The organism is Acinetobacter sp. 25-47-130 (genome assembly GCF_056779705.1).
On sequence record NZ_JBWYII010000006.1, the window covers coordinates 48,158 to 61,537 of the forward strand.

General features: G+C 40.4%; 8 protein-coding genes and 1 pseudogene. 6 read left to right on the top strand and 3 right to left on the bottom strand.

Annotated elements, in window-relative coordinates:
- Positions 1–70: 70 nt before the first annotated feature.
- The 6 genes and pseudogenes from AC1M83_RS08900 to AC1M83_RS08925 all read left to right on the top strand — a co-directional run bounded on the left by AC1M83_RS08900 (position 71) and on the right by AC1M83_RS08925 (position 7,258).
- On the top strand, positions 71–664 hold the full coding sequence (locus AC1M83_RS08900; protein ID WP_035269555.1) for a LysE family translocator: 594 nt from the start codon (positions 71–73) through the stop codon (positions 662–664).
- A 114-nt stretch (positions 665–778) separates the two neighbouring features.
- Positions 779–1,348 carry a dCTP deaminase gene (gene dcd / locus AC1M83_RS08905; RefSeq protein ID WP_004694514.1) on the top strand — a complete coding sequence of 190 codons (570 nt, stop codon included), beginning with the start codon at positions 779–781 and terminating at the stop codon, positions 1,346–1,348.
- Positions 1,349–1,566: 218 nt separating this feature from the next.
- Positions 1,567–2,976, top strand: a pseudogene (locus AC1M83_RS08910) (hypothetical protein); the annotation flags it as partial.
- A 106-nt stretch (positions 2,977–3,082) separates the two neighbouring features.
- On the top strand, positions 3,083–3,772 hold the full coding sequence (locus AC1M83_RS08915) for a hypothetical protein (protein WP_481590481.1): 690 nt from the start codon (positions 3,083–3,085) through the stop codon (positions 3,770–3,772).
- Positions 3,773–3,797: 25 nt separating this feature from the next.
- Positions 3,798–6,266: a DUF6160 family protein gene (locus AC1M83_RS08920; RefSeq protein ID WP_481590482.1), complete on the top strand. Its 2,469-nt coding sequence runs from the start codon at positions 3,798–3,800 to the stop codon at positions 6,264–6,266.
- Between the two features lie 32 nt (positions 6,267–6,298).
- A complete protein-coding gene (locus AC1M83_RS08925; RefSeq protein WP_481590483.1) occupies positions 6,299–7,258 on the top strand; it encodes a DUF6160 family protein in 960 nt (319 codons plus the stop codon).
- A 36-nt stretch (positions 7,259–7,294) separates the two neighbouring features.
- On the opposite strand, the gene AC1M83_RS08930 is transcribed toward AC1M83_RS08925, so the two are convergent.
- From AC1M83_RS08930 to AC1M83_RS08940, 3 genes are all read right to left on the bottom strand, one after another.
- Entirely contained in the window at positions 7,295–9,010 is a 1,716-nt protein-coding gene (locus tag AC1M83_RS08930; protein WP_481589083.1) for a proline--tRNA ligase, read from the bottom strand.
- Between the two features lie 94 nt (positions 9,011–9,104).
- The gene (locus AC1M83_RS08935) at positions 9,105–12,209 is read right to left on the bottom strand and encodes an efflux RND transporter permease subunit (RefSeq protein WP_481590484.1); all 3,105 of its coding nucleotides are present in this window, start codon (positions 12,207–12,209) and stop codon (positions 9,105–9,107) included.
- A gap of 15 nt (positions 12,210–12,224) precedes the next feature.
- Positions 12,225–13,346 (bottom strand): efflux RND transporter periplasmic adaptor subunit, encoded by a 1,122-nt coding sequence (locus AC1M83_RS08940; protein WP_481590485.1) that lies wholly within the window; start codon positions 13,344–13,346, stop codon positions 12,225–12,227.
- Between the last annotated feature and the right edge of the window lie 34 nt (positions 13,347–13,380).

The window sequence follows — 13,380 nt, forward strand, 5'->3', positions numbered from 1 at the left end:
CACACAAATAATATTTTGCCAATTGAAATAATCCTGATTAATCTGAGCGCATTATCAGCGAGGTCATCCTATGATTTCATGGCTCTTTATTGCGTTGGTTACCACGATTTTATTCACACCCGGACCAACCAATACTTTACTTGCATCTTCAGGCATACAGGTAGGTATTAAAAAGTCATTTCGCTTAATACCCGCGGAAGCATTAGGTTATCTTATTGCCATCACTGCATGGGGATTTTTAATTGGTCGTGTCACCACTCATTTGCCAATTTTGCCAGTGATATTAAAATTATTTAGTTCATTCTATATTATCTATCTGGCCATCAAATTATGGCGCACTGCCAACGTAGAACATCAGTTGAATCAGCCCACCATCAAGGCTTCTGAATTATTCTGTGCAACTTTACTCAATCCTAAAGCTTTGCTTTTTGCCTCGGCTATTTTCCCTGCAATTGTTTGGGTGAGTGTAGATTATTATATTGCGCACATGTTGATGTTTATTTTATTGATCCTACCCATCGCTTTTATTTGGACACTCATTGGGTCGCTGTTAGCCAATAATAAAATTAAATGGTTAAACCAGTCCAATATGCAAAAAACAGCATCCTTAGTCCTGATGAGTTTCTCAATTCCAATGAGTTATTCGGCATTGTTAAGTCTTTAAGATGATTCACCGCAGCAGACTGAATAGGAATACAAATCGTGGGTTATTTCCATTGACGGGGTTTTCAGTTAAAGTACAGCGCAGTAATTGAATATGTATTCTGGGAATAAATAAATGGCAATTAAGTCTGATCGTTGGATTCGCGAAATGAGCGAAAAACACGGCATGATTGAACCGTATGCAGAAAACCAAGTTCGTTTAGACGAAAATGGTCAAAAACTCATTTCATATGGCGTTTCAAGCTATGGTTATGATGTTCGTTGTGCGCGTGAGTTCAAAGTGTTCACAAACGTTCACTCTGCTATTGTTGACCCAAAAAATTTCGATGATAAAAGTTTTATCGATATCGAAGCTGACGTGTGTATTATTCCACCTAACTCATTTGCACTTGCTCGTACAGTAGAGTACTTCCGTATCCCACGTAATGTCTTGACGGTGTGTTTAGGTAAATCAACCTATGCACGTTGCGGTATTATTGTAAACGTGACGCCACTTGAGCCAGAGTGGGAAGGTCATGTGACCTTGGAATTTTCAAATACAACCAATTTACCTGCACGTATTTATGCTGGTGAAGGTGTTGCTCAAATGTTGTTCTTTGAGTCTGATGAAGTGTGCGAAACATCTTATAAAGATCGTGGTGGAAAATATCAAGGTCAAACAGGTGTAACTTTACCTAAAACCTAAGTATTGAATTGTAAGACTTCATGCAAAAAGCAAACTCAATGAGTTTGCTTTTTTTATAAGTATTTGAAAAAATGAATTTATTCATTTATCGGAAAAAATGCCAACCCAATCGCAATTTTTTGCAAATTCTACTTCATTTATATACTATAAACTGTGATGTAATCTTAATATTAAAAGAGAAGCATGGAATTCTTCTCTGAACAATTAAAAATATAAATATGGTGCAAGGCATCGTATACGGGAAGGTCGAGATGGCACTTAATTATACGAACATATTTAATCAGACTTTACTTGCAAGTTTAATGACGCTTACTACGGTTTCGGTCTATGCATTGCAGCCTCTTTCGGATGAAAATTTAAGTGCGACGACTGGTGAGGGTGTCGCCATGATTCCTCAAGATGCTTATTTTGTTTTTCAAGGGGAAAATTCAACTGCGGCAGATTTAATGAATCGCCAAAAAGATACCGGATATATTCATCTCATTCCAGTGGGTCCTTTAACGGATGCGGCATTGGATACCAATAAAAATGGAACAGTAGGGTCAGAAGATCATTCCGTGGGTAAGGCTGATTTGTTCGTGTATGGTCTCGCATTATCTAAATCTGATAATAATCACAATACGCGCTTAGCTGCGACAGATAAAGATGCACGTATAGGATCATGGGGAACAGCAACCAATCCATGGCTACTTCGAGTCGGTACTGAAAATCAGGTTCCAAATTTTGATTTAAATAAAACATGTATAAGTAATGATCCTAGCTGTCAGGTTCCATTCTTGACGCTTGAAGCTCCATTAATGGACACAGTTCGTCCTACGGATGCAGCCAATGGTCTTGATGCTTACAGATTGAAGATGGCCATGTGGGCGGATGCTTTTGTTCTTGATCCATCTCGTAAAGAAGGGGATCCACTACTTTACCAATTGGGTGAAAAAGCAGGAACGAGTAATGCGGATCGTGCTAATCGACTTCGTTTACAGGCCATTTGGAATAATTTTTCCATTAATGGAAGTAATATAAAAATCTTTCAAACTTTAAATGGTGCAAGTAACCAAGCAGGCATGAGTGCATTTTATAACAACACCTTGGGGGTTGCTGGACTTGTGCGTTTGAACTCAGGTGATGGTCAAAATCTGACGACGGGGAATAAAACAGCCAATATTCTTAGACTGAGTACGCGTGAAACATCAGACACTCCTAATTTACAAACCCCTGCCATCAACAATACTCTGGCACCAGTATTTGATGCCAATGAGGGTATCTTTATTCATAATTTGAATGCCAATATCGTATTGGGTTCACTCTATCAGCCTTTGATTCTAGGCTCTGATGGTAAAAACTTTAGTTTGGAACTCACGCGTATTCCAAATAAACCTGAAATTTATAAAAAAATATACACAGATTATAGCAATCCAAACTCGACAGAATATGCGGGCTCAACCTGTAACTTTTATAAATGTGGTAACAATGGTTTGAATGGCTATCAAGGGACGAATGCAACACATAGCAGTATCACTATTGGAAGTACTTCTTATAACGCTGCGAATAATACTTTAAGTGCTTATAAAGGATCAGATGCAGTAGGTATAAGTTTTGGTGCAGTCAATCCAATTCCCCAAACGCCTAATGCCGCATTGCCAGCATCAAATTTTAAAAATATGGGTTCTGCGGTCATTGATGGTGTTCTTATTCAGCATATGAAAATCACCACAAAAGGATTATAGGAGAGCATTCATGAAAAATTCATTAGTCGCTGTCCTATTCAGTGTTATAGCATCAATGACTTATGCACTTGAGCCCATGTCAGATGAAGCTTTAAAAAATGTTGAAGGACAAGCTGGAGCTGATCTCTCATTAAAACTTTCTTTAAACCAAAAGTTAGTGACTGAGAATAATGTTCAACGTTATGTGTTTGATGATGCACTGTGTAAGGATGTGGAATATTGTCGTCTCGCGCTTGCTGTCAATAATCGCTATATCAAAGATGGTCAAGCAAGTAGTACGGATGGTTTTAAATTATGGCTTGTTTTTAAAGGGATTCAGGGCACTCTAAATATTCAAAAGATTGGCTTGGATGGTGTAGATCTCAGCTATAAAAATGATTCTGGTACTGATCAGCTTAAAGCAGCGATGCAACTGAGCTTTGATGCATCTAAGCCAATTCAAATTCGTAATTTTGGTTTTGATGCTTTGGCTTTTGGTCAGGATAAATTTACCAGCAATGCCACCACTGAGGGTGTAGGAACAAGTTCTGCTGACTATGGTTACCTGCAAGTGACACGTTATGATTCATCTAACGCTCCTCGTTCTGCATATGACCATGGGCGAGAAACTGGTTTTATGGGTTTAAAAATGAATGGTAATTTAGCTGTTCAGGGTAAAGTCATGATGTTTGGTTGTGACGGCAGTCACCAGCGTTGTTGAAATTAAAGATGCATAAGGAAATGTGATGAACAATAAAAAATATAATCACAGCTCATTGCTGGTTATGAATGCATTAAGCCTGAGTATCTTGCTTGCAAGCGGTCATGCCATGGCTTTAGAAGTGATGCATGACGAAGCTTTGCGAAATGTCAATGGTCAAGATGGTGTGCATATCTCGACAACATTGACTGAAGCCAACATGGATCAGGTCTATTGGCAAGATCAAGCTGGTCGTGGCAGTAGTGGAGCAACCAATAATACATTGCAGGCAACAGCAGATAATGTCTCTATTCGAAAAAGTAATGTCACTAATCAAACATTAGGGGCAGATATTAAAATTAATGCTGGAAGCAATGCGAACCAAGCAGGTTTAGACTTCAATGCCAGTGTGACACCTGCTTTAGTGACCATGAATAATCTCAGAATTTGTGATAACGAGAGTTCAAGCCGTTGTAGTTTTTCAATGGGTCAATTGGGTTTACAAACTACTTCGAATACTGATTTATCGCTTAGAACGATTCACGGATTATTCAGCAAAGAGAATCTTAGCGAAATCGCACTAGGGATTAAAAATGCCAATATCTATTTAGGGCAGACTGACGCACGAAACCAACTCAACCAACTTGTTTTAAACAACTTCAATTTCAACTTCAAAGCACGTGGTGCCATGTTTGTGGATGAAGTTGAGGGATTGAGAATGCAGTCGAATACACGTACAGGGTCGACAGATAATGTTGCCGGTATGAGTAGTACGCCTAATGATAATTTGGGTTATGTGGATTTAAACCGTGTTGCAAATTCGGCTTCAAAAAAAGCAGGATTTATTAACACAGGAACCTATGGCAATGGTAAGTCAGGTGCTGAGGGTGAAACAACAAACTCGGGTCTAAATATTGAAGTAATGTTGAATAAGAACGTGAGTTCAAATGACCCATATGCTTTAAATAGCAATACGAATAATCCTCAAGGAGCTAAAGGTCTCATCCGTGTAGGTGCCAGCGGGCGAATGGTCAATTCATCGTTGCAATTTCGTGGTACAAAAGGCAATGAAAGTGTTCTAGGAAATGCCAATAGTCCAACGGCTTCATCTAGTAATAGTGTAATTGGTGATTCTGGAATCGGATTCCGTATGAAAGCTGACTTTACCAAAGACAATGATTCAATGCTCGGAAGTGATGGACAAGCAACGACTTTAGAAATTGGTGGGGCAGGTCTAAATGCATACGGTTTTGAGTTTAGTAACTTAACAGGGTTAAGACCAAATACTCGAGCATCTTTTGATAGCGGTAACGTGTATCTCAATTTAGTCGATACAAAAACACTGCGCTTACCTGAAAACGAAGTGTTCCAAAAAAGTCGTTTTGGTAATGGAAGTTATTTAACCTTAGCAACTGATTATCAGCACCAAATTCATAATGCAGTAACTGGTGATAATCCATACAGCTTGATTGCTGCGATTCGTGGTGCTGAATTTCAGTCTATTTCCCGCCGTGGACGTTTTACCAATAGTGCAGGAACACCAGCAGCTAACTTGTTTGCGAATACAAATGTTAAAAATGAGTGGGGTTTGGCACTGCCTTTTTATAATCTGAATGCCAATCTTGCTCTATATGGAACATCAGTTCGTGCAGATCAAGCTTTTTATTACACTTTAGCAGGATCCGATGTTGTTAAAAACATGATTGCTACAACGGGTAATACCTCAAGAATTGGTTTGTCTTTTGCAATGAGTACCTCTGGGGTAGACCGAGCTAATGGTCAAGCGCTAGGTAATAAAACCACGTCAATTTTAGTGGTTGATGGCGGTAAGGTAGGCAGTGGAGATACGGCAACATCAACAGATTACTATATGGGTTTACGTAATATTGATCTGTACGCGAAGGGCACAGGAAATATGGGCGTAGAAAATGGTAGTGTAAATGTCAGCTTGCGCGATATGTTGATTGTTCTATCAACAGAAGTTGCTGCAGGATATCTGCCAGGTACCATTTATAAAACCTGTAAATTAAATAGTGGAGCAGCAGGATGTGCTACGCGAAGTTCATCACCAGACAACAATTTTGCTTTAGCTGATGATGTGATGTTTGTGGTGAAATCACGTCTTGGTGGTGATGTTGATTTTTCTTTAATTCCAAATAATGCTGCTGAAGATGGTCAGAACTTAACTTTTGTGGGTGAATTAGAGCTGAAAGGTGACAATAACACCTTCCAAATTACCGATCCTCATAATGGTTCAACACTTGGTTTAGACCGTTTGACAGGTAAAATTGCATTTAATAATGCATTGGTTGTTAGTAAAGATCAAAATGGTGCGGGACAATTTGGTGTGAATGCTGCCTTGATGTTCAATCCTCAAAAGACAACTTCGGGTGTTTTTAGAGCAAGAGACATCAACTTCTATCCTCCAACTGTAGGTGCTGGCGCTCGTTTAGGCGAACTGGCTATTACTGGCGGTCGTTTGAATAGTGAATTGCGCATTACACCTCGAAATTAATAAGTAAATATGGAAAGTTGAGGGATAGACTCATGAATATGATAAAAACAAGACGATTCATTTTACTTATTTTGACCACTGCGGTGGGATTCCCGTGTTTTGCTATGCAACCATTAGATGATCAGTCTCTTTCATCTACTACTGGTCAAGATGGGATCAGCATTGGTATTGGAATGGATAAGATCGAGTTCACACAGGCTGCGATCATTGATCAAGACGGAATTAAAGATCCAATATTAGGAAAAAATTATTCACAAGCAGCTGGCTTAGTGGTCGCAGGTCCAACTGGTAATCCAATTCAGGTTCAATTTTTAGGGCATACCCCTGGTTCGTCTACAATCAATGCAAAAATTGATACAGACGGAGGCAATGGCACGCCATTTGCCAATATAGGTATCACTTTTGCTGAGCAAATTACAGGGTTTAAATTGAGTCCATTCGCACTTTATATCGCCAGCAGTAATCAGGTGTCTAGTGCTACACAAACTAAATCGATTTATAATGATCTGAAGCAATTGGTGCCTGGTGTCGCTAAAATTTTAGAAATAGGCAGTGCTGATAGAAACTTTGAAATTACATTAAATCAATCCCAACGTCCTCAGATCAATGTTCAATTAGGCAATGTGCCACAAGGCTACATGGTCCAGTTTGGAGGCGCAATTCAATCAATCTGTGGCACAGGCTCAGGCTGTCCTATTGCATTCGTATCTGGTAATTCTTCTGCAAAATTCGATTTTCAGGCTAAAGCTACTGATCAAAACAATGGCTTTTCATTATCTGGTTTCCATGCAGGTGTTGCACCTTTAGGTATTTACGTCGGAAATACAGGACAATCTAGTAAAATGAATGTTGGTCTCAACAATGTGATGTTGGGACGTGAGGGGGCGAGTAGTCCGACGGTCTTTAATGGTTTAGCGAATGGCTCAATGGGGAGCTTTGGGGCTATTGGTACATCTGTGAAAGATTTGAAAGTGAATATCAACGGTCTATAAAAAATCCCGCGAATAGCGGGATTTTTTATGCTCAAATTATTGGGCGATTTTAGCGAGTATTTCTTCTTTACTCAGGTTGCTTGATTCAGTATCAGAACGACCTTTGTACTCAAAAGTACCAGCATCTAAACCTTTTTCACCGATAACAATACGGTGCGGAATACCTGTAATTTCGATATCGGAGAATTTAACGCCTGGTCGTTCATCACGGTCATCTAAAAGCACGTCATAACCAGCAGCTTGAAGTTCTGTATAAAGTGCTTCAGCAGCCTCTACAGTACGAGGTGATTTATGAGCATTCATCGGAACGATTGCGACATGGAAAGGTGCAATAGCAGCAGGCCAAATAATTCCTTTTTCATCGTAATTTTGTTCAATGGCAGCCGCGACTACGCGAGTCACCCCAATTCCATAACAACCCATTGTTACAGTGAATGGTTTACCATCCTTACCTAATACTTTGCAGCCCAAAGCTTCAGAGTATTTTTGACCTAATTGGAAAATATGACCAACTTCAATACCACGTTTAATTTGAAGTACACCTTTACCGTCAGGAGATGGATCACCCTCAACAACATTGCGAAGATCATAAACTTCAGTGAATTGAGCATCACGCTCCCAGTTCACACCCGTCGCATGTTTGTTTGCTTCGTTTGCACCTGCAACAAAATCAGACAAAACTGATGCTGCTCGGTCAACGATGACATTAATCCCTTTTTCGACTAAACCTTGAGGACCAACAAAACCAGCGGTTAAGCCTAAAGCACTCAGTTGTTCTTCAGTTGCAAATGCAAGTGGTGATGCAATCAGCGGATGTTTCTCAGCTTTGATTTCGTTTAGCTCATGGTCACCACGAAGGAACAGTGCCACGACAGGCGCAGTTTTACCTTCTTCAGCGACTCCTTGTACCAACAAAGCTTTGACAGACTGTTTTGCATCGGTACCTAAGAAAGCAGATACATCAGCTATAGTCTTTTGATTTGGTGTTTCAATAATTTTTAATTCTTGAGTTGGTGCAGCACGTTCACCTACAAGAATCGCTTCAGCCATTTCAATATTGGCTGCATAATCTGATTCAGTTGAGAATGCAATATCGTCTTCACCGCTTGATGCCAATACATGGAATTCATGCGAACCTGAACCGCCAATTGAACCTGTATCCGCCTGAACTGGACGGAAGTCTAAACCTAAACGAGTAAAAATACGGCAATAGGCATCGTACATCGTGTCGTAAGTTTCTTGTAATGAAGCTTGATCTGCATGGAATGAGTAAGCATCTTTCATCACGAATTCACGAGAGCGCATAACGCCAAAACGAGGACGAACTTCATCACGGAATTTAGTTTGTACTTGGTAGAAATTAGCGGGTAATTGTTTATAACTTTTGAGTTCGTTACGCGCTAAATCAGTAATGACTTCTTCATGTGTAGGGCCGAGAACAAACGGGTTGTTGTGACGGTCATTAAAGCGTAAAAGTTCTGGACCATATTGCACATAGCGACCAGATTCTTCCCATAAACTTGCCGGTTGGGTCACAGGCATCAATACTTGTAGTGAACCAGCACGGTCCATTTCTTCGCGAACAATCGCTTCGACTTTATTTAACACACGTACGCCCATTGGCAACCAAGAATATAATCCTGAAGCCAATTTACGAATCATACCCGCACGAAGCATCAGCTGATGAGAGATTACTTCAGCATCACTTGGGGTTTCTCTTAACGTTGCAAATAAAAAGCGACTCGCGCGCATGGAATTTGTCCTAATAATGAGCGTTAAAGCATAAGATTATACGATAAAAAATGAGGTGAGCATTTTGAATGACACCTCATGACAATTCTCTACATTATGACATGAATTTTCGTGTTTGACGTACCATAAAATTCTTAAAGTCATCTAAGTAGGTAAAGATAACGGGAACGACAACTAAGGTCAGCAGGGTAGAGGTAATGACGCCCCCAATGACAGCATGCGCCATCGGAGCACTTTGTTCACCTCCTTCACCCAAGCCTAATGCCAATGGCACCATACCCATAACCATCGCACTTGTGGTCATCAGAATGGGTCTCAGTCGTGTTTTACCTGCAGCAATAATGGCATCAAAACGTGTCTCACCGCGATCAATAGCTTTCTTAATAAAGTCAATGAGGAGAATTGCATTCTTGGTTACTAATCCCATTAACATGATGATGCCAATAATGGAAAATAAATTCATTGTCGAGTTAAATAAGAATAATGCAAGGAATACCCCGACCAATGACAATGGTAATGAGGCCATGATCGCCGCAGGATGAATAAAACTATTGAATTGAGAGCCTAAAACAATATAGATAAATACAATAGAGAGTGTAACGGCTGTAACAGCGTACCCAATCGATTCTTCCATATCTGCGTTTGCACCTTGTGTTTCAAAACCATAGCCGGCAGGCATCTCGAAGTTATCTTGCAATGCTTTAATATCTCGACCAATGTCACCTGCAGGTCGACCTGAAGTATTGGCTTCAACCATGACTTCACGCGCTAAATCACGACGGTTGATTTGAGATGCACCATAACTTTCTTGTGTGCTTGTTACGCTTGAGAGCGGAACTAAGATCGGTTGATTATTCGCATCCACTTTTTGCGATTTTAAATATAAATTATTGATGTCACTTGGAAGCGTACGTTGATCTTCAGAGAGGCGCAAATTGACATCATAGGTTTCACCTTTTTCGTCTTTCCACGTCGTTACATCATCACCAGCAAGGAGAGGGCGGATCACATTGGCAATTTGGCTGACTGATAATCCTAAATCGTTTGCCAGTACACGATTTACATGCACTTCAAGGGTAGGTTTAGGCTCCTTGAGCGAGCTTTCTAAATCGACGACACCATCAATTTTTGCCATTTCCACCATGAAGCGATCAGAAATTTTTTGTAATTCATCTAGCTCAGGTCCTTTGATGGAAATCATGACAGGCTTTTGACCACCAGACACAGTTTCATCTGCTGAAGCAATAGAGGTGAGGGTAATACCCGCCACGGTTTGTAGTCGATCACGAAACTCATTGGTTAAATCAGTCAGTGTCTGAGAGCGCTCTTGGCGAGGACTTAAACTGACTCGAATGCTTACGTGGTTTTTCCCGCGATCAGTCACCCCATTAATAACGCCGTACGTTCCTTTAACTTCTGGATGTTGTCGAATAATAGATTCAACTTGTTTTAACTTTGCCTGAGAGTATTCGAGTGAAGCATCTACGGGCGTTTCAAATTTGATCCGAATTTCACCTTTATCTGGAACAGGTACAAACTCTGTTCCCACCATTTTCGATAGCGCGAGCGCGCCAAACAGTGAAGCAACAGCAACGACAATTGTTAGAAAGCGGAATCTTAGTGCCAGTTTTAGCAGCTTCTCGTACACTTCATTTAATGAATCAAGTTTATTTGAGATCCCATTGAAGAAGCGTTTCAATGCGTTCGGTTTTTTATTTGGATGATGACGTTCAGCCCAGTGAGCTGAGAGCATTGGATCGAGCGTAAAACTGACAAACATTGAGATCAGTACGGCGGTACTCACTGTCACGCCAAATTGGTAGAAGAAACGACCGATAATACCGCCCATGAATGCAACTGGTAAGAACACCGCAACAATAGTCAAAGTGGTTGCGAGAACTGCCAGCCCAATTTCTTTGGTTCCATCTAAAGCAGCAGTCACATGATCTTTCCCCATATCAGCATGGCGGACAATATTTTCACGTACCACAATTGCATCATCAATAAGAAGACCAATACTTAAAGACAGGGCAAGAAGAGTCATCATATTGATGGTAAAACCAAAAGCCCAAATGAACGTTAATGTACCAAGTAAGGCGATTGGCAGGGTAAGACCTGTAATAATCGTCGATCTAAATGAACCTAAAAACAGTAGAACGATGACAACCGCAAGTACACCACCTTCAATAATTGTACGGGCAACATCACCAATACTTGCTCGTATGCCTCGAGATGTATCGACAACTACTTTCAATGTTGTCCCTTGCGGGAGTTGTTGTTCTATACGGTTTAGTGTTTTATAAGCCGCATCTACAACGTCAATTACATTTGAATCAGAGCTTCTGAGAATATCCAACGCGACAGCATTTTGACCGTTAATGAATGCACTCGACTCGAGTTCAGCTTGGCTGTCGTAAATTTCAGCTACTTGTTTTAAGTAGATTGGCGTGCCATTTTTACTCGCGACGATGAGATCCCCAAAGGATTGGGGATGAATTACTCTTGATTTAATTTCAACAACCAGCTCTGAATTTGACTGTTTGAGTGTGCCCCCAGGGACTTCAATGTTTTCGCCTTTTAGTGTGTTAATGACTTGATCAACGCCAACACCAAGACTTTGTAATTTTTGTGGATTAACTTCAATACGAATTTGACGCTGCGAGTCACCTAGCAGATTAACTGTACCTACCCCACGAACAGTTCTCAATTGAGGAACAATTTTTTGATCTAAATAAGAGCTGAGCTCTCGGAGTGACATATTCTCAGACTCAAATACCACCGACATGATGGCACCTGCGGAAGGGTCATAGCGCTCAACAATAGGATCAGTAATTTCATCACGAAATTCAGCTGTCACTGGCGCAATTTTGTCTCGAATATCTTGAGCTGCAACGGTTGAAGGAACATCCAAATTAAACTCAGTGATAATTGTAGAGAGTCCTTCACTCGACTGCGATATCACTTGTTTAACACCTGAGATTGTATTGATCTGATCTTCCATCTTTTTGGTAATTTCAGATTCAACAGTTTCAGGAGAAGCACCTGGGTAAGTGGTATACACGACCACAAATGGGAAATCGACATCAGGGAATTCTTCAACTCCCATTCGTTGCCATGATGATAAGCCCAATACCATCAGGCATAGCATCATCATGATCGTAAAGACAGGATATTTCACACTGATTCGAGTTAACCACATAGTACAGATCCTGTCTTACTTTGAAGCAATTGAGACTGTTTTATTTAAGTCATCATTATTAAACTTAATTCTACTGATGTAATCCGTTGGCTGAAGACCACTGATCATTGCAATATTCTCGTTGGGTTGTCGATCCAGAATTCGAATATTGGCTTTCTGAATTTTCTGATCACGGATGATCCACAGATAAGGTTTGCCATCTGCATCTTGAATAGTATCAAGAGGAACTTTTTGCCCCTGAATTTGTTTGTCATCTAAAATGAAACCTTCGACAAAAGCACCAATACTCAGTGAATTGATTGATTCATTCGGTTGAGCAAAAAACTCAACCTGACGACTGATTTGATCGGCCATAGGGGAAATGCGTGTTAACTTGGCAGTATAATTTTGGGTAGTCCCTTGAATTTTATATTCAATATTGTTTCCAATGTTGAGCGCATGTTGAGATTCGACAGGGAGTTTTGCTTGAATCTCTAATTTTTGTGGATCTACGATTTCAAATAGTGTTTGACCCATTGAAACGGTTTGACCAGGTTCAACTTGACGTTTGGTAATCACGCCAGAAATGGGGCTACGAATTAACCCATCAGCATCGGCTTTCAGTGCGATATCCACATTTGCTTGCTGAGCTCGTACAGTTTCGAGTTGAGCTTTATGCTCCACTTGACTTTGTTCATATTCAACCTTAGAAATAAATCCTTGATCATAAAGTCGTTTTTTTCGAGTAACCATATTTGAAGCTTGTTGTGCCTGCGCTTGTGCAGAAGCAAGATTAGCGCGAGCTTGTGCGAGTCGGGCTGCATTATCTTGATTATTTAAACGTACCAAGACTTGTCCTTTACTCACCCTTTCACCGACTTGTACAGAGACTTGGCTAGCAGTGGCAGTCACTTGCGCTTGAATTGTACTTTGATTCACAGCGCGTATGGTGCCCGTGAAAGCAAATTTCAGATTTGAGACCCCATTTTCAACTTTGACTAAGTCCTGTTGTATTAATTCAATTTTTTGAGGGGTAGATGAGGTTGGCTGTACACTTTCGTCATTTTTTTGACAAGCGGCTAAAAGACAACTCGTACACAGCGTTCCTAATACGAGATATTTCTTAAACTGACTGCTGTGTCGAGTCGCATTCGGCATGTGATAATTCCTTTCCATTCAGACAAACTCTTCT